Source organism: Shewanella sp. SM87 (assembly GCF_025653705.1).
Lineage (GTDB): Bacteria > Pseudomonadota > Gammaproteobacteria > Enterobacterales > Shewanellaceae > Shewanella > Shewanella oncorhynchi.
The window spans coordinates 1-17,285 of the sequence record NZ_JAKKSC010000052.1 but is presented as its reverse complement, the minus strand read 5'-3'; the positions used below and the strand labels follow the sequence as shown (position 1 = coordinate 17,285).

Sequence of the window (17,285 nt, the reverse complement as noted above, 5' to 3'; positions counted from 1 at the left end):
TTAGGTAAATCTCGCCAAGGGATACCTGTTCTAAGGCGGTAAAGAATACCTTCGAATGTTTGTCTATGTTCAGGTTTGTCATAAACACGGCCTGTGCTTTTCATTAAATGAAATAGCTTTTCCCAGCGTGCATCGGTTAGCATAAGTCTTGGCATGGCTTGAGGTTATGGTTACTTTTGGCGAAGCAAATTATAACGTCTTGCCATGCTGTCTAAAAATTACTCTCGAAAGATCAACAGACCCTAGTACGGATCATCTGACGAATCGCCTCAACATAGGCGTGCCCACGCTCCGAATATCGGTCTAACGTCCCTGCGAGTGCAGAGCCTGTCACAGCTTGATTAGCTTGTCTTGATTGGGCACGAAAATCTCGCATCTTCTGATAAGCATTATGGGTATTCAAATTCAACAAATACCCTTCCACCGAAGCAAATGGTGTATCGAATCGTGCTAAACCATAATTGCCTAAACCTTGGCGCTTTTGCCTAGGTTCCATACCATTACCCTTGAAATCCCACTGCCCAAATAATGCATTACCTTCACGGGCAAATCGCGATGTGCCCCAACCGCTTTCTTTTGCCGCTTGAGCTAACACTAACGATGGTGGCAGGATATCCACCCTTTCAAGTAGCATTTGTCTTTGGGCTTCTAACAGCGGTTTATCTTCACTGCTTATTACTTTGTACTTTACCCCTAAGGCTAATAACGCAATATCATCAAGGGGGGCAGACATAATGACCTGTCTTTCTTGTAAAATTTTCTCATTCGCCAATAAGACTAAAGGGGCAATCATTCTAAGAAACACCATTTTCTTTTGCTTCACCGGGAGTTGGCTTGACACTGAACTCCAGCCCTCTCCCACGGCATCAAAGGTCAATCTAGGGACCGATTTATTACCATCACGAAAACTTTCTGGCGTGTAATCAAGCGAGTCAAACAAGCCCATGAGTTCATCGAGAGAACTGATATTCAGACTCAGTTGTTTAGTCTCTGGATTGTCGAAGGATGACTGCTCAAGTATTTTGGGGGATGAGAAATGTTCAGCAACCGTTGGATTTGCAACAGCACCTTGATTCGCTTGCACCAAGGAAGTCGTCATCAGTTTTGGCAAACTCTGCATATGATGCAGAGCACTCTGACTGGCAACTAAAGGATTGGAAGCCGTCCGTGACTGAAAATCAAGAGCATCAACTGGCAGCCTATTTGAAATCAGCTTAGTCGCTAGCGTTTCTTGCACATACACCGAAGAGCATAAAACAGACAAAGCAATGAGTGCGAGCATAGTAACGGGAAGCTTAAACTTTATAAACATGGTATCTCTTTAACTGAGGTAAAACGGTAGCAATGGGATTAGCCAATACATCGGGGGCGTAAGGTAACAGTAAAAACCTGACAGTTTGCTTAATAGATATACAAAATGACCTATTACGATCATTTTATTAAGGAGAATAGGACGAACGCCTTCTTGGCCGCCTCTTGACCCAATGTCAGCAATTAAATCCAACACCTTGATTTATTTAAACTCAATATGAAAATAGCGAGTGTTCACTCGCCAATAGAGATTGGCGAAATAAAATCAACTTATTCCAGTGCCAGCAAAACGAGGTAATGCCTCTTCAAGATAGGCGACGCAGGTGCGAAGTTTGGCAGACGTTTCTAATCGTGAGGCATAAATTACATGAATTTCAGCGGATTGATGATACTCGGGGAGTACTCTGACTAATGTGCCACTTAAGAAATCTTGCTGTAAATCCCAGATGGAGCGCAACATAATACCGTGGCCTTTAAGACACCACTGCTTAGCGACTGTGCCATTGTTGGTCATCAAGGAAGCCGCTAAATCAACCGAGGCTATGCCAGCCGCACTTTCCAATCGCCACACTCTATGGTTTTGATCGCGCTCGCGGATCCCTATGCACTTATGCTCGGCTAATGCCGCGAGATTGTTTGGCATGCCATGCGTGTCGATATAGGTCGGCGATGCCGCCAATACCCGATAATTACTCGCAAGACGCTTAGCTATCATTTGCGGTGGCAATTCGCCACCGACACGGATCTCCAGATCAAAACCTTCAGAGACCAGATCGACCGGACGGTCGAGCAACTCTAAATCAACTTCTAATTCGGGATAGTGGAACACGAGGTCTGAAATAATCGGCGCAATACAGTGGCTGCCAAATCCTGTGCTAGTTGCAATACGTAATCGCCCCCGTGGCACTTGCTGCTCTAAGCTAATTTCAAGGCTCATTTGCTCCATGGTATCGAGCAAACGTTCCGACCATTCCAAGGCAATCTTGCCCTCTAAGGTGAGGCTGACACTTCTGGCAGAGCGCAGAAACAAACGCACTCCGAGCGCTTTTTCTAATAGGCCAATGCGTTTACTCACATACGCTGGAGAAAAAGATAATTGCTCCGCAGCGGCTGTAAATCCCCCGCTTGTAGCGGCGATAACAAAGACCCGTAAATCTTCAAGTGGCGGCAGTTGGCTCACGATTCGTAATCCTTAACAAAACATTTAGCCTATTCATACACGATACGAATATGGAATAACATACTAAAAACGCAGAATCCCCTATTGGAGTCGAAGATGTCTAAGGTAAAAATCGCCGTAATTGCTGGAGATGGCATAGGTACAGAAGTGATCCCCGAAGGGATACGCACACTCGAAGCCACAGGAAAAATCTTAGGTGTGACGTTTGAGTGGGCCTACTTCGACTGGTCCTGTGAAACCTACCATAAAACCGGTCGCATGATGCCAGAGGATGGACTTGAGCAACTAAAATCCTTTGATGCCATCTACTTAGGCGCTGTTGGATTTCCAGGAGTTCCCGACCATATTTCACTCTGGGGATTGCTACTACCGATCCGCAGAGCCTTTGAGCAATATGTGAACCTTAGGCCTATTCGGTTATTTGAAGGCGTGCCCTGCCCACTCGCGGGCAAAAAGCCCGGCGATATCGATTTTTATGTAGTACGTGAAAACGTGGAAGGCGAATATTCCGCCGTCGGCGGCATTCAATATGAAGGCACTGAACATGAGATTGTCTCCCAGCAGAGCATTTTTACCCGTCGTGGCACAGACCGCATCTTAAAATATGCCTTCGATTTAGCCCAAAGCCGCAAAGCAAAGCACTTAACCTCGGCGACCAAATCCAATGGCATATTTCACTCTATGCCCTATTGGGATAGTCGCGTCGTGGAAATGGCAAAACAGTATCCCAATGTTAAGGTCGACCAATATCATATCGATATTCTGACGGCAAATTTCGTGCTGAAACCCGAGCATTTTGACGTGGTTGTTGGCTCAAATTTGTTTGGCGATATCCTGTCTGATCTTGGCCCTGCGTGCACTGGCACTATCGCCATTGCCCCTTCGGCGAACATCAATCCAAGCAAGGAATTTCCGTCGATGTTTGAGCCGGTACATGGTTCGGCGCCGGATATTGCAGGCCAAGGTATTGCCAATCCTTTAGGGACAATTTGGGCAGGCGCTATGATGATGCAACATTTAGGTTATGGCGCAATGCACGACCTGATACTCAGCGCGATAGAAAAAGTATTGAAAGATAAGCAATCTTTAACCCGCGATATGGGCGGAACGGCAAATACTTGGGAACTGACCGATGCGGTGATCGCTGCGATTAGTCGCAATTAAAACGTGCACTAAAACCTAATGCTAAAAGCCCTTTAGCATTAGGATTGAAAGGGGCTTAGACTATCAAGCACCTGATAATAAACGCATTAATAAGCTGACCAGTTAATACGCTAATTAAAGACCCCTCCTTACAGCGGCATTCTGTACTCAATGACTCCCGGTTTTTCACCAATCCAGTTATAGAGTTTTTGCGCGGTTAAATTTGTTTCCTGTGTATGCCAGTACAGGCGCGCACACTTGTGTTCAATGGCCGCTTGCTTTACATACTCAATCAATTGTTTTCCAACATGTTGGCCCCTTGCCGTTGGGGCAACAAACAAGTCTTCAAGATAACAATAATCCGTTTCGGCCCAAGTAGAACGATGAAAAACATAGTGCACAAAACCGAGTAAGTTTTGGCCCTCTCTTGCGACGGCGCAATAAATAGGTTCTTGGTCATCGAAGAATCGGCGCCACGTGGCTTGGGTAGTCGCTTCCGATAACGCCACTTTGTAAAAAGTCTGGTAATCACGCCAGTGTGGTAACCAGAGTGAATAGTCCGTTTCTTTAACCATATCAATGGTTACTGTTAGTGATTGGCTGGACATTAGCGCACTCCTTGAAATTAAGTAAATGGTCTCAGTTTTACTGAAGCAAGATTCTAGATTCAATTGTGGTACCGCATAAGGTACACTTTTTGTATTTTTTACAGTACCAGTTAGCAAATGAAAAAACCTCAATCCAATTTCCCTCACTTGCAACTCAAAGATGGCATCCTCAAAGATCAGCTTTATCATGCGTTTAGAGAGGCCATTCTTGATGGACGTTTACACCCGAGAATGAAGCTCCCATCCAGCAGAGCCTTGTCGGAAACCATGCAGATTTCACGTAATTCAGTACTGCAAGGGTTTGAGCGCCTGATTGATGAAGGCTATCTGCTGACTAAACCGGGATCGGGCACTTATGTGTCAGATACCATTCCCGATGAATTGATCGATATTCCAAACCGTGCCAGAGAAAGCGCTCAAGCCACTGATTCCAAATTAGAAATTAATCCACAGTTAATAGAAATGGCGCGACTGAAAGCGAAGGGAAATACGGACCACAGCCATAGCATGTTGAATATTGGCGTCGGATGTGTCGATCTTTTCCCGCACCAACTTTGGGGGCGGCTGTTAGGCCGAGTTTGGCGGCAATCCCGTAAAACCTTAGGTAAATCAAACCATAGCGCGGGGTATTTGCCGCTGCGTGAGGCGATAAGTGACTATGCGCGTTCGACCCGCGGCCTCAATTGCACACCTGAGCAGATCATCATAGTCAATGGAACTCAGCAGGCCATTAACCTCACAGCGCAGGTACTACTCCAACAGGGAGATGAAGTCTGGCTTGATGAACCTGGATATGACGGGGCTTTAGGCGCTTTTCTCTCGCAAACTATGCGAGTTCGTCCTGTGAGTGTTGATGATGAGGGCACAAATATTGCCGATGCGATCCAGCGGTGGCCCGCAGTGAAACTGGCTTTTACCGCGCCCTCACACCAATTCCCCCTCGGCGGTATGCTAAGTCTGCCACGACGATTGGCCTTACTCGATTGGGCCGCTGAGCAAAGTAAATGGATTTTAGAAGATGACTATAATAGCGAGTTTCGTTATAGCGCCCGTCCGATACAGGCATTACAGGGGCTCGATAAACATCAAAGGGTGATCTACGCTGGCACCTTTTCCAAGATGCTGCTGCCCGAATTGCGCCTCGGCTTTTTAGTGGTGCCCCCTAAACTGATACAGGCTTTCCAGTTGGCAAAGCATTACGCCGATACGCACACGGCTCACCTAGAGCAAGCAACATTAGCGTTGTTTATCGCCGAAGGACATTATGCGCGGCATGTTCGCCGAGTGCGAAAAGCCTGCTTAGCACGCCAAACAGCGCTAATCGCGGCAATTGAGCAGTATCTGCCCGACAAATTGTCCGTTCAAACCTCAGACTCAGGTATTCACCTCGTGTGTTGGCTGAAGGGCGACTTGACCGAAGAGGAAGTGATCAACAAATGCCGCCAAATACGTTTGGGGGCACAGCCTTTGTCTCGATATTGCCAAGCCCCCTATCCAAGGCAAGCTATCTTACTGGGCTATGCCGCTCATACGCCTGATGATCTGCGGGAAAGTATCAAAAAACTGGCGCAGATCCTTTAATATCCAAGCTTAAAAAGCCTGAAAGAAAATCCCGAAAGCACTGAAGATGGCAACAAACCATGTGAGGGATCTTAAGGTGCCTTTGTTGGCAAGATAGAGGATGTGATACACAAAGCGGGCGCCTACATGGACGATTGCGAGCCACTCAGTGGTGGGATTCACTTTGCCCGTGGCAATCACCACTAATACGGCTAGGCCAAACACCAGCAATGATTCAAAGGCATTTTGATGTCCCGCTAAAGCGCGAGCGCCAAAACCGGTTAGCTGTGCTTGCTGAGCACGGGGATGATTATTATCGTAACCACCCGTCTTTGCCATAGCCCAAGCCACTGGACCTTTCGCAAGATATGGCAATAACATGGCGACAAATAAGCAAATAAGTAAGGTATTCATGGGGTAATCTTCCTTTGATTGTTGTTTTAAGTTCTACTGTTTGAGTTCTACAGCTACAAGTGCCTAAGCTACAAGTGTATTGGTTAGCGGCGTTATTTCACCATATACATGCCTTCACTTGCGGGACTACTAAATTTAAAGCCAAACTTTTCATAGAGTTCAGGCACATCCGCCATCAGGGTAATATACGCGCCCTCAAAAGCCTCACGCTCTAGATAAGCCATGATGTGCTGCATAATAAGCCGCCCTAATCCCTTACCTTGATGCTCAGGATCCACTGCAATATCAACAATTTCGAAGTTGAGCGCGCCGTCACCAACCACACGCCCCATACCCACAGTCTGCTCAGCGAGCTTTATTTGCACGCCATATAAACTCCTTGGCAAGGCCTTAATGGCACCCTCCAATGGTCTAGGGCTTAAGCCTGAAATCTGTCGTAGGCGAACAAAATCATTGGCAGAAGCAACGCCTTCAAGCACTTGGTACATGATATTTCCTATTGTTTTATTCAGTCACTTGCTTTCAGTCACTTGGCTTTCAACTATTTAGCTTTCAATCACCTCAAGAACAAAGCCTTCATCCAGAGTCGGCGGCTGAAAATAACCGCTCACATGCCAGAACATAGCCTCAGTATCGAACATGGCGCGCTCAGGGTGGCTTTGTCTGCGTTTATCGAGTTGACTCAAACAAAGCGCATCACTGTGATTAAGATAAATAAGTTTATGGGCGGCGCAATCAGTAAAAATGCTTCGAAACCACAGGCGCTGATTGATAGTATTCGCGGGAAAGTCCATGACCACAGAAACACCCGAACAGAGCAGTTCCTGCACATGCTTTTTAAGCAAAGGCTTAAGGCGAGCGGAATAGTTCAAGTAAGTATCAAAATCTTTAATTTCATCGGGATATAGCGCCGCCAGCCATGCGTCTTCCGAGATTAAAATACAGTTTTCGGCCTCAGCAAGTTGTCGCGATAAGGTTGATTTACCTGCGCCCATTTTGCCACAAAAGAATATTAACGTACCTTTACTGACCAATTGTCCTAACGCATTCTGCTGTGTCATCTTCACTCCTTGATTACTGGTCTTTTATCTCAGCCGACGATTTCACTCGCTATGACACCAATGAACAACAGTACAGAGCATCACATAAAGCATGAACACCGAGCAAGACTTGGGACGAGTTTAAGGTAATAAAATCCCATTACATTAATGACTATCCTGTGTTTAGACAGCAGACGTTTACCGCTATTTACGCATTCCACCGTTAGCTTTTTTTGAGATCTGACATCTCTTCGCCCGCTTAGATCGCCTCGCTCTCTGAGCCCTATCCTTTCCTTAAACCAGAGACAAACCAAAGCATTTAACTCGAATAATAAAACAATAAACCACATTATTAATCTAACAATTAAGCACTAAAGTAGTAATTTACGCTTAGCAATAAAAACATTACCACCATTCATGCTATGACATTAATTTAGGCGTATGCTAGGGTAAGAATAAAAGGATAACCGTCATAAGTGCAAAGGAGGCTCTATGAGCACTGTCGTTCCACGTACCGTCACTTCCCCTAAAAAATTCATTATCGGCAAGGGCCTATTAGCTCAAATGCATGATTATGTTAAGGACTTTGGTGACAATGCTTTTATCATCTGCGATGAATTTATCCTCAGCCGCGTGAAGAATGAAGCGGTCGCTGGGCTAGATCAAAATGGGATCAGCAGCCACCTCGAAAAATTCAACTATGAGTGCAGCGAAGCCGAGATAAAGCGCTTAGGCGCGCTGGCAGAACAGCATCATACCAACGTTATTGTTGGAGTTGGCGGTGGAAAAACCTTAGATGCCGCCAAAGCCGTCGCCTTCTATCAAAAACGGCCTGTCATCTTGTACCCCACAATTGCCTCAACCGATGCGCCTTGTACTGCACTTGCAGTAATCTACTCCGAAACAGGTGAGTTTGAACGCTATCTGTTTCTGCCACAGAACCCAGATGCTGTCGTTGCCGACACTGCTATTATCGCCGCGGCTCCGGCCCGATTTTTTGCGGCAGGCATAGGCGATGCACTGGCAACCTATTTTGAAGCTCGTGCCTGCTATCAATCGGATGGCGTCAACCTAGTCCTGAAAAAGCCTTCCCGCACAGGGCTGGGATTGGCCCAACTTTGCTATCAGTTACTGACTGAAAATGTTGAAGCTGCTATGGACGCCGTTAAAAACAAAATAGTCACACCTGCGCTAGAGCAAACCATTGAAGCCACCATCTATCTCAGTGGTGTTGGTGCAGAAGCAGGCGGGTTAGCCGCCGCCCATGCCGTAAACAATGGTATGTCAGCGGTGGCAGACTTACATAAAGCTCAGCACGGCGAGAAAGTCGTCTTTGGGCTGCTAACTCAGCTCGTGCTCGAAAATGCCCCAAAAACCGAAATCGATAACGTTATCCGCATCATCAAAACAGCGGGACTACCGCTCACTCTCGCAGATTTAGGGCTGAAAACCTTTATCGAGACCGAATGGCGCAAAGTGGCTGAGATAGCCTGTGCTGAGGGGGATACTATGGGCAATATGCCGATGAAATTAACCGCAGATGATGTCTATCAAGCCATGATAGCCGCCAATGCCATGGCTGAACGCTATAAAACAGCTGAAGCTTGTTAACCGTAACAATATGACGTGTACACCTTAGGCAGCAACCATCTGATTTTATTAATTAATACTACTGAAATAGTTCCTGCTACCACACGAGTTTACCGTTCATCCTAGGCTTCCTTGCCACATATCAATGGCAAGGAAGTCCACAACAAACAAGACATTTCCACCCTCGATGCCAAAGCTGGCATTTACGCTCTATTTGTTAAACGCTTGGAGGCACATATGGCTTATGCAACAACCAATCCCTTTACAGGAAAGCTCATTAAAGAATTTCCAAATGCGACAGATACCGAAGTCACACAGGCGATAGAATCCGCCCATCAGGCATTTTTAAGCTGGCGAACCACTCCCTTTGCCGACAAGGCCGCAATACTGTCTAAGGCAGCGAAGATCCTCAGAGACAATAAATCCAAATACGCCAATCTACTGACCTTAGAAATGGGCAAAGTAACAGCAGAAGCCGAAGCTGAAGTAGAACTGTCGGCGCAAATTTTCGAATACTACGCCGAACATGCCGAGCGACTGCTGGCACCGCAAAAACTGCCGGTTGCCGATCCCGCCGAAGGTGAAGCGATACTGGTTAACGAACCGCTGGGCGTATTATTGGCTATCGAACCTTGGAACTTTCCCTACTACCAAATTGCGCGCATCTTAGCGCCGCAGCTTGCCGCCGGAAATACCTTACTACTCAAACATGCATCCAACGTGCCCCAGTGCGCAGCGGCCTTTGAAGGCTTAATGCGCGATGCCGGACTGCCCTCAGGTGCATTCCAAAATCTGTATGCCACCCGAGAGCAGATAGAAAAGATCATCAATTCGCCCAAAGTGCATGGTGTTGCGCTCACGGGATCAGAAGATGCGGGATCGATCATTGCCGCTCTGGCGGGTAAGGCACTGAAAAAGTCCACCCTAGAACTGGGTGGCGCAGATGCCTTTATCGTACTTGAAGATGCCGATCTACCTAAAACCATCGACTGGGCTGTGTTTGGCCGTCACTGGAACGCGGGACAGGTCTGTACATCATCTAAGCGGATGATCTTAGTTGAAACCATTTACGATGAATTTATGAAGGGCTATATCAAGGGGATTGAAGCGCTAAAAGCCGGCGATCCTATGGACTCGGCCACTACGCTAGCGCCGCTCTCTTCCCAAGGTGCTGCCGATGAGTTGAAGCAGAAGATCCGTGATGCCGTAAAACACGGCGCAACCGCGACCGAAGTGGGGCCAAAAGTGCCGCAGCAAGGCGCCTTTGTGCAGCCAACAATACTGACAAACCTGACGCCAGATAACCCAGCCTACTATTGGGAATTCTTCGGCCCAGTGTCCAGTATCCACAGGGTGAAAGATGAGCAAGCGGCAATTGCCATCGCCAATGACTCGCCCTTTGGATTGGGTGGCTCAGTGTTTACCGCCGATACCCAGCGCGGGCTGGCGGTCGCTAAGCAGGTTTCCACAGGCATGATGTTTGTCAATCATCCAACTATGGTCAAGGCCGACTTACCCTTTGGTGGCGTACGCCGCTCAGGTTATGGCCGCGAGTTGATTGATTTAGGATTGAAAGAGTTTGTAAACCACAAGCTGATTAATGTGGTCGACATCAACGCGCCTTTCTAAACGCTTAGAAAATAGCAACATCTGACTAAACGCCTGACGGAATAATCTGTCAGGCGTTTTATTTAACGTGCTTTATCCAAGGCATCACATAAGGCTTGAACGCCAAGTAAAGCTCTGGGCGTCGCGCGGTGTAATAAATCGGCATTGAGTTGATAAATATGCTGTTTCTTCACGGCAGGAATTTCTGGCCATTGGCGCCAATCAACCCCTTTCACATTACCTTCTTCTTCACTCTGTAAAATAACCTCGGGCAAGGTCAGCAAGACGTTTTCTAAACTGACTTGCGGATAATCACTGGCGGCATCGTAAAACACATTTTGGCCATGGCACACACTGATGATCTGTTGGATCCAACTGTTTTTAGAGACTGTCATCAAAGGTGTCGACCAGAGTTGATAAAACACTTTAGGCTCTGATTTTTTAGCATTTTCAACCCGCAATCGGATAAGCTCAGCGCGATAAGCGGCCGCAGCCTTGCTTGCTTCTTCAACATGCCCCGTAAGTTGGCCTAACTCTTCAAGCTCCTTGGCGACGCCTTCTAAGGTTTTAGGATCGCTACCATAAAGGTTAAATCCTAACGTCCTAAGCTGGTTGATATCTTCGGCTTTATTACCCGAATCCCACACCACAATCAGATCGGGATTAAGCTCCATCACCCGCTCCATTTGAATGCCGTAGTAACCCCCAATACGCGGGATATTTTTTGCCGCCTCGGGATAATCCGCATAATCGGTTGCGGCCACAATCGTATCGCCCGCGCCTATGGCGTAAAGCATTTCCACCGCATGGGGGGAGAGCGCAATAATGCGTTTAGCGGGCTGCGCCAATACGCTATGGGGAAGAAACAGACTGAGCCCCAAAAAGAGTCCAGCTAAGTGTCGCTTAATCATGATATGCCTTAGTATTTATCCCCAAACCGCCTGAAAGTCTCTTCAGGTCACTTGGGGTCATAGAGTTAAACTAGCAGCTCTGGCCAGCCATAGTGTTCGATATAAGTTTGTAGATTCTTGGGGCGATACTGAGGATCTTGATCCCAGCGGGCCTTCACCGAATGATGCAAAAGTACTGGGACTTGCTCAGGATCGAGTGGTCGCAAATATTCCTGTTTTATCCGATAAAAACTGCGTCTCGAGTTATGTAAGGTCGCGAGCGGATTTGGATGCACACTCGCGGCTAAGTGTGGCTCTAGGCTTAAATTAAATTTCTGCGCCTCGGATATCATCCACAACAGTGCAATATCCGACAACAATGAACCGTCTTTATCGGGTTTATAACTGCCGCCAATATTGCTATGGGCGCCCGCAAACCACACTTGCTGCATGTCCATATTGTCACGCAGTTGCCAAATGGTCGGCTCAAAATCACTGCGATGTTCATCTATGGCTAAGGCATGGCGGGCAACGCGCACATTGCGGCCAATTTTAGTGTCGTAAAACTCGTCTTTATCTTCGAACAAACCTAAAAACGAGATAGGGATCCCCATAGCGCCCACGGTATCCCACACGCCAACAAACTTGATTTCCCGAGATTCATGACTGTATCTCGCTCTAAATTCGAGGGATTTTTCACCATCAGGCGCAAAGGGCGCACTGCTTTTTTTATAGTGGTCGAAAGCTTGTTGAATCAACGCCGCATCGGGGCGTTTAAGTATGCCGCAGTTATTAATCAAACCACACAAGCAACGCACAGTGTAAGCACCGCGGCTAAAACCAAAGAGATAAATCTCATCGTCAGGGGAATAGTTTTGCACTATATAGCGATACCCATCCATGATGTTTTTATGTAAACCGCGCCCTGTCGCGCCGCCCATGGCTTCATCGTAATAAGAACCCACGCCCCAGTCATAAAACACTTGCTGGGGTTTACCATCTGCCGCTATCGGGCTAATCGCCCGCGCGAGGCGCAGCACATTGGTTGGGAAATCGACCTTAAGATCTTTCTCAGGCCGATTCCAAGTCCCATCGGCACAAATCACGATACGCTTATTCATAGGATCATCCTTGAGTCACTGATGCCCAATCTCGCAGGTAAAAAACTGTCGATAAAGACGCTAACGGGTTTTACCAAGGAATAACAGCCTCGCTATCCTTGTTTGCTGGCGATTCAAGGCGTTAAAAGCTCATCTTGCTTTACATGCTAACGTCACAGCAAAAAACCTATAGTGACATAAAAACCTAAGCTGACAAATTAGAACAATAAGATGCCGCTACAGTTTGCATATGTAATGTTCGTACGAGAGAAGATTAATGCTTTCTTTAACAAGAGTTAGACAGAGGAGCGTTAAATATAGAAGGGCTAATATCACTAAATGACTTATTGCTTGGTTATTAAATGCAGGCCCCTATTGAAGGGGGCGCTCCATGGTATTTGCTCGACGACATGGTGAATAGAAACCTAGGGTTTCTAAGCTTATGAACGAGAGCCATGGATGACGAACTGGCAATTAAACACGGATGTTGTCCAAGCCGCTCGACCGCCCCGACTTATAGGTTTGCCATGCCATTTGCTCATCGACTCGCAGCCAGTCCATCCTTGGATGCTCGACCGCCCCGTCCATGGGGTGGACGGTCGTCTCGCAAATCACCATGGCTCACCGTTTTGGCTTTAGCGTAACCTGTAGATTTAAAACCGACATTCCGCACCTAATTCAGGAATAAACTGCCTCGTAGAGGCTACCTAACCGTTTTAAAAGCCGAGTTTGATGTTCTTGAAGCCCTGTGATGAATCGTTGGCCATTGATTTCCAAGATATCTATACCTTCAAACTTCAAGAACACCCAGCGTGCCGTCGGCTTTGTCGTCGGTTTGTTGCTTACCATGCTCGGGAAAAACGCTTCGGTTTGGGTGAGTTGTTCTCTGATTTTGTGCTCTAAGCTGGCGTAAACAAGCAAGCTCAGCGTCATTATCATCAGCAATGCTTCAATACGCTGTGGTTTTTTCAAGAATATTGAAGAAGTTAGGAACTCCGGACTTTTTAGAAAACGAAACCCGCGCTCGACTTTTTGTTGCGATTTGTAGTGCTTGAGAAGGGCTTCCATTGTTAGCGCTTCGCTGGCGATGTCATTCGTTGCAAGGATGAACATGCCGACTTTAAGTTTTGCCAACTTTACTTTTTCTAGGTCGGTAAATGGTCGCGCCTCGATGAAATATTGATATCCAGTCGGTTTTTCGTTTTTCTTTGGGCGACCAGGACTCGAGTAAGTCGGCGTTTTGATGATAATGGTTTGTTCAAATCCCAGTAGCTGGCATTGCTTCTTGAAGGTGTTGAATGCCAATGTTGCGTCGGCATCGCAAGCGAAGGGGAGCTTGCTTATTTTATCTAACGCTTTGAGTTCGTTAGCGACGTTTTTCTCTAAGTTTTTGTAGAAGGTGATTTCTTCTCGCTTTGTCGCTTGCTCACTGTGAACGAGCAACCAGCGTTGAGTCACCTTGCCGTAGTCCGAATCTATCCAGCACCCTGAGTAGCCGTTGCCCATCGAGCTTAATTGCTCTGGCTCTAAGGCAAGCAAAGCTTGCTTTGCCAGTTTGATGGTCATCGGCACTCGGGTAATGAACTTTTGCTGTTGTTTATCTAGCGAGGCGATGCTCTCTTCTGTGTACAACGCGGCATCAGCGATAAAGTAACGGCTATTTTGTGCCGCTTTTAGACAATGAATATGATGGCGAGTGACTTCGGCGAATGCTTTGGCATCATTGGTGTTACCACTGAGCGCTTGCATATAAACCGGAAGGCCAGCTTGGTTTTCACAAATGAGCTCAAGCACCACTTGATTGAGCTCTGGACGGTGGTCTCGGCTATAACCTTTCACAAGCTGGATCACATTGGTCTCTTCATCTTGCGCATACTTGCCATCAACGTGAAAGCTCGTGATATCCAGATGAACAGCGTCCGTAGTCAGGCCGAGTTTATCAACAACGCGCTGTGCAATAACTTGATAGAGCGCGGAGACATCGGCTTCGTACAGGGCATCCAAGGTGCGACCTAGCACGTCATCGGTCAGGTGATGTGCATCAATATCTTTGGCGAGCAATTTAGACACGGGCTTGGTCTTAAAAAAGTCAGAGAACATGTGAAGCGTTCTGCTGTGAAAGCCGAGTCCATTAAGGATCATGGCCAATACAGCGTCACCATGAGAAACATGGTGGTCGGAATACTTAGGAATGACCGCATCTATCATCTGTGGCAGGCCGATTTCATGACAAAAAGCGGCAATGAGGCCAAGGTGATCCAAGCGCTTAATAATAGGTTGAGTCGACATATTTTGAGACCGTCAAATAACAGTAATAGATCAAAACTGTCGTTCGCGGTCAAGATGGTATCGTCTTTTTCACTGAGAAATGATCACTGGATCACACTATTTTAATTATTAAATTAGGTGCGGAATGACGGTTAAAAGACATACGCAACACAGTTTTTGGACAAAACCTTGTTAGATGTTTAGCTCTATTTCAAAGCTTTAAGATTAAAATTTCTATGGATTAACGAACGCTTGTTGCAAGTCCAGCGGCCGCTGGCCACGCTGTTTAAGGGGCTTGTTAGCATTTTACCCTACGGAGGTAAATGCAGAACGATACTTAACAAAGCATCAATTTACTCTTTGCTGACCCCGACATAATCTGAAAAATAGATATTCACCCGATCCCTCTTTTTAATTTAGCGTCACACAGAGAATGCGCTTCAATGCTTAGTTAGAATACAGCTCCTCAGACAGAGTTTTTCCTATCCGAAATGAGACTGCACCTTCGTCATCTGGCCCTGCGTCTAACGTAAAAACTCGAACCACATTCTCAACTGGTACGCCCTCAACATAGAGATTTGGCCATGTACCCAAAGGCTCCTCAGCCCTCTCCTCCCATTTCAGATATTCCGCCATTCCAGAAACATCAATCTCAAGAACGACAGGCTCTTCCTCAACAGAAAACCATCGGTTCGCGACAAGCTCCACATCCTTCAACTCGTTCAGATGAACTCTGCCCCGCCGTTTATCTGCCTGGCATCGAGAGACACGCCCGCAACGCTGAGCCTCAACCCAATCTTCTTTAGGAACAACTCTATACAAATGATTCACATCAACGCTTCCTATCAGTTTTATAGACGCCCATTTAAGGGGCTGATTGTTTGCTGAAATGTACAGCGAAGCGAAACAGAACAAACTGTTAGCAGTCTCGCTTTAGATTCTTGTTAGCTATCCAATACACCTAATATCCAGTCACAGTAACTTGACACCCTAACTTGATAAGCAATAGTTCCATACAAACCACCTTTAAAAGTAGATATATCTCCATGCCCCAATTGCCAACTTGATAAACCTACAAGAAAAGGAACACTGTCTTCAAATATGACTGATGCTCCACCACTATCTCCAGATCCATGCATTCCTTCAAGTGATAGTGCATTCGCTGGTTCATCAAATTTAAATGCTAGCCAGTTACCTTCTGCGCTTTCAACAACATTTTGAAAATGGCTCATAACACGAAGTGACTTAGTATCAGGATACTCACCAGTTACTCCGTTCCCAGTAGCTCCCTTACCGTATACTGTGATCTTTTTGCCTTCTTCACTTTTACCCGTGTATATATTGATTGGTTCTATACCGCTAACAGGTGAAGTTAATTTGATTAATGCAATATCACTTCTAGATTTAAAAAATCTCATCAAAGGCGCTAAATCACCTTTGAGTAAATTTTTATCAGGTTCGGAGTAATCTGGGTGTATATGAACGCTTTCTATTTCATAATTTTTTGAACCAACAATTAAACTCTTACCAACATAATCATAAAAAATAGTATGTGCTACAGTCAGAATCCATTGAGAGTTGATAAGAACACCATGACCTTCATGTGGCATATCAATTAGATATTCAGGTGTTTTTTCTACAACATAATTTTCAGGGGGAATGTCATGTCTCATCACTACGGCATCACTGCCAATAGAAAAGAAACAAAAGAATAAGAGAAATAAAATTTTCATGTTACGTCCATGTTCGTTGATGATAGCTATAATTTAGTAGTGCACATGCACGTTTAACTCACTAGACAAGCAAAATTGCGCGTCCTTAACTATCTGTATTAACAAGAAGTTATCAGCTTTTTATTGCTTTTCATATACAAAAAACCAGCAGAAAAACATGCATACGCATTTTCTAAACCTATTATCTAAAAACGATAATCTTTAAGTTATTAATTCTAAGGGTCTTTAGATTTAAGAATTCGAGATATCACGCAAAGATAGCAACTTAAAATAGCTTTAAACCAAGCGATTTGAATACGACGGTACACCAATCCAGTTTCAAACAATCAAATAATGTACGCGCTAAATACAAGGCTAAAAGATGAGATTTTGTAGGGCAACTCATTCGTCAGTTTTCGATACACTAAACGAGTGCTAGCAAGCTTTGGGGCAATAGCTTTTTAGCTAAACGAGCAGCGAGAGGGTTAGTTAAGATTGGCATTGGTGTACCAGTGACCGTTGGCGACATGGATGTCGCCGTCGAGCCTATAGGGATATATTTACGGCGTGTCACTGGGGAAGCAATGACAATTAATACGGAATGCGCGTAACTCGTAAGCGTCCATTTTAGGACGTATTGACGCCTTATAGATTTCGGCCAAGCATCCTGGCTAGATGTCTTTCATGATCTGCACCAGTCCTGGTGGGATTTTCCACTGGCGGTTATCATCGCTGACCACCATCACTGATTTCTTGTTGATTTTGATAACCACCCCGAACACTTGGCCTTCTTTGGCCTTGAAGTGGACTTTTTGGCCTAAACGTAGCTGGCTTAGAACATTGATGTCGTTTTGCAAACGT

General features: G+C 46.0%; 17 protein-coding genes. 4 read left to right on the top strand and 13 right to left on the bottom strand.

The features are described 5' to 3' along the window. From L5M11_RS22730 to L5M11_RS22720, 3 genes are all read right to left on the bottom strand, one after another. On the bottom strand, nucleotides 1–155 hold a 155-nt coding region (locus tag L5M11_RS22730), incomplete at its 3' end, for a transposase (protein WP_263193323.1). Between the two features lie 77 nt (nucleotides 156–232). Next, nucleotides 233–1,312, bottom strand: a complete 1,080-nt coding sequence (locus tag L5M11_RS22725; protein ID WP_263193333.1) for a glucosaminidase domain-containing protein — start codon at nucleotides 1,310–1,312, stop codon at nucleotides 233–235. A gap of 264 nt (nucleotides 1,313–1,576) precedes the next feature. Beyond that, complete coding sequence (locus L5M11_RS22720) at nucleotides 1,577–2,491, bottom strand: LysR family transcriptional regulator (protein ID WP_263193332.1); 915 nt, start codon at nucleotides 2,489–2,491, stop codon at nucleotides 1,577–1,579. Nucleotides 2,492–2,587: 96 nt separating this feature from the next. Between L5M11_RS22720 and L5M11_RS22715 the strand changes: the two genes are divergently transcribed. After that, nucleotides 2,588–3,655 carry a tartrate dehydrogenase gene (locus L5M11_RS22715; RefSeq protein WP_263193331.1) on the top strand — a complete coding sequence of 356 codons (1,068 nt, stop codon included), beginning with the start codon at nucleotides 2,588–2,590 and terminating at the stop codon, nucleotides 3,653–3,655. A 128-nt stretch (nucleotides 3,656–3,783) separates the two neighbouring features. On the opposite strand, the gene L5M11_RS22710 is transcribed toward L5M11_RS22715, so the two are convergent. Next, the gene (locus L5M11_RS22710; RefSeq protein WP_263148791.1) at nucleotides 3,784–4,242 is read right to left on the bottom strand and encodes a GNAT family N-acetyltransferase; all 459 of its coding nucleotides are present in this window, start codon (nucleotides 4,240–4,242) and stop codon (nucleotides 3,784–3,786) included. A 117-nt stretch (nucleotides 4,243–4,359) separates the two neighbouring features. On the opposite strand from L5M11_RS22710, the gene L5M11_RS22705 reads away from it, so the two are divergent. After that, nucleotides 4,360–5,823 carry a PLP-dependent aminotransferase family protein gene (locus L5M11_RS22705; RefSeq protein WP_263193330.1) on the top strand — a complete coding sequence of 488 codons (1,464 nt, stop codon included), beginning with the start codon at nucleotides 4,360–4,362 and terminating at the stop codon, nucleotides 5,821–5,823. Between the two features lie 9 nt (nucleotides 5,824–5,832). Here the strand turns inward: L5M11_RS22705 and L5M11_RS22700 are convergent, their stop codons facing one another. From L5M11_RS22700 to L5M11_RS22690, 3 genes are all read right to left on the bottom strand, one after another. Continuing rightward, entirely contained in the window at nucleotides 5,833–6,216 is a 384-nt protein-coding gene (locus L5M11_RS22700; protein ID WP_105251622.1) for an MAPEG family protein, read from the bottom strand. Nucleotides 6,217–6,308: 92 nt separating this feature from the next. Continuing rightward, entirely contained in the window at nucleotides 6,309–6,704 is a 396-nt protein-coding gene (locus L5M11_RS22695) for a GNAT family N-acetyltransferase (protein ID WP_263193328.1), read from the bottom strand. Between the two features lie 57 nt (nucleotides 6,705–6,761). Further along, nucleotides 6,762–7,277, bottom strand: a complete 516-nt coding sequence (locus tag L5M11_RS22690) for an AAA family ATPase (protein WP_263193327.1) — start codon at nucleotides 7,275–7,277, stop codon at nucleotides 6,762–6,764. A gap of 471 nt (nucleotides 7,278–7,748) precedes the next feature. Between L5M11_RS22690 and L5M11_RS22685 the strand changes: the two genes are divergently transcribed. Together L5M11_RS22685 and L5M11_RS22680 are read left to right on the top strand one after the other, a co-directional pair. Further along, nucleotides 7,749–8,867 carry a glycerol dehydrogenase gene (locus L5M11_RS22685; RefSeq protein WP_263193326.1) on the top strand — a complete coding sequence of 373 codons (1,119 nt, stop codon included), beginning with the start codon at nucleotides 7,749–7,751 and terminating at the stop codon, nucleotides 8,865–8,867. A 216-nt stretch (nucleotides 8,868–9,083) separates the two neighbouring features. Next, nucleotides 9,084–10,475, top strand: coding sequence for an NAD-dependent succinate-semialdehyde dehydrogenase (locus tag L5M11_RS22680; RefSeq protein ID WP_263193325.1), 1,392 nt, complete (start codon nucleotides 9,084–9,086; stop codon nucleotides 10,473–10,475). A 62-nt stretch (nucleotides 10,476–10,537) separates the two neighbouring features. Here the strand turns inward: L5M11_RS22680 and L5M11_RS22675 are convergent, their stop codons facing one another. The 6 genes from L5M11_RS22675 to L5M11_RS22650 form a co-directional block, all read right to left on the bottom strand. Continuing rightward, on the bottom strand, nucleotides 10,538–11,365 hold the full coding sequence (locus L5M11_RS22675) for a cobalamin-binding protein (RefSeq protein WP_105251617.1): 828 nt from the start codon (nucleotides 11,363–11,365) through the stop codon (nucleotides 10,538–10,540). Nucleotides 11,366–11,430: 65 nt separating this feature from the next. Beyond that, nucleotides 11,431–12,465 carry a DUF2235 domain-containing protein gene (locus L5M11_RS22670; protein WP_263193324.1) on the bottom strand — a complete coding sequence of 345 codons (1,035 nt, stop codon included), beginning with the start codon at nucleotides 12,463–12,465 and terminating at the stop codon, nucleotides 11,431–11,433. 657 nt (nucleotides 12,466–13,122) lie between these two features. Next, nucleotides 13,123–14,733 (bottom strand): IS1634 family transposase, encoded by a 1,611-nt coding sequence (locus tag L5M11_RS22665; protein ID WP_115014254.1) that lies wholly within the window; start codon nucleotides 14,731–14,733, stop codon nucleotides 13,123–13,125. Nucleotides 14,734–15,159: 426 nt separating this feature from the next. Next, nucleotides 15,160–15,543 carry a DUF952 domain-containing protein gene (locus L5M11_RS22660; RefSeq protein WP_263139934.1) on the bottom strand — a complete coding sequence of 128 codons (384 nt, stop codon included), beginning with the start codon at nucleotides 15,541–15,543 and terminating at the stop codon, nucleotides 15,160–15,162. Between the two features lie 113 nt (nucleotides 15,544–15,656). Next, the gene (locus tag L5M11_RS22655) at nucleotides 15,657–16,445 is read right to left on the bottom strand and encodes a trypsin-like serine protease (protein ID WP_263139932.1); all 789 of its coding nucleotides are present in this window, start codon (nucleotides 16,443–16,445) and stop codon (nucleotides 15,657–15,659) included. A 650-nt stretch (nucleotides 16,446–17,095) separates the two neighbouring features. Continuing rightward, the coding region (locus L5M11_RS22650; RefSeq protein WP_263193192.1) for a transposase at nucleotides 17,096–17,285 on the bottom strand (190 nt) is incomplete at its 5' end.

What these genes read in the sequence shown, in the direction of transcription:
- L5M11_RS22695 (WP_263193328.1), bottom strand. Translation starts at nt 6,704, where the DNA reads ATGTACCAAGTGCTTGAAGGCGTTGCTTCTGCCAATGATTTTGTTCGC.
- L5M11_RS22665 (WP_115014254.1), bottom strand. Translation starts at nt 14,733, where the DNA reads ATGTCGACTCAACCTATTATTAAGCGCTTGGATCACCTTGGCCTCATT.
- L5M11_RS22690 (WP_263193327.1), bottom strand. Translation starts at nt 7,277, where the DNA reads ATGACACAGCAGAATGCGTTAGGACAATTGGTCAGTAAAGGTACGTTA.
- L5M11_RS22685 (WP_263193326.1), top strand. Translation starts at nt 7,749, where the DNA reads ATGAGCACTGTCGTTCCACGTACCGTCACTTCCCCTAAAAAATTCATT.
- L5M11_RS22725 (WP_263193333.1), bottom strand. Translation starts at nt 1,312, where the DNA reads ATGTTTATAAAGTTTAAGCTTCCCGTTACTATGCTCGCACTCATTGCT.
- L5M11_RS22675 (WP_105251617.1), bottom strand. Translation starts at nt 11,365, where the DNA reads ATGATTAAGCGACACTTAGCTGGACTCTTTTTGGGGCTCAGTCTGTTT.
- L5M11_RS22700 (WP_105251622.1), bottom strand. Translation starts at nt 6,216, where the DNA reads ATGAATACCTTACTTATTTGCTTATTTGTCGCCATGTTATTGCCATAT.
- L5M11_RS22705 (WP_263193330.1), top strand. Translation starts at nt 4,360, where the DNA reads ATGAAAAAACCTCAATCCAATTTCCCTCACTTGCAACTCAAAGATGGC.
- L5M11_RS22670 (WP_263193324.1), bottom strand. Translation starts at nt 12,465, where the DNA reads ATGAATAAGCGTATCGTGATTTGTGCCGATGGGACTTGGAATCGGCCT.
- L5M11_RS22680 (WP_263193325.1), top strand. Translation starts at nt 9,084, where the DNA reads ATGGCTTATGCAACAACCAATCCCTTTACAGGAAAGCTCATTAAAGAA.
- L5M11_RS22715 (WP_263193331.1), top strand. Translation starts at nt 2,588, where the DNA reads ATGTCTAAGGTAAAAATCGCCGTAATTGCTGGAGATGGCATAGGTACA.
- L5M11_RS22655 (WP_263139932.1), bottom strand. Translation starts at nt 16,445, where the DNA reads ATGAAAATTTTATTTCTCTTATTCTTTTGTTTCTTTTCTATTGGCAGT.
- L5M11_RS22710 (WP_263148791.1), bottom strand. Translation starts at nt 4,242, where the DNA reads ATGTCCAGCCAATCACTAACAGTAACCATTGATATGGTTAAAGAAACG.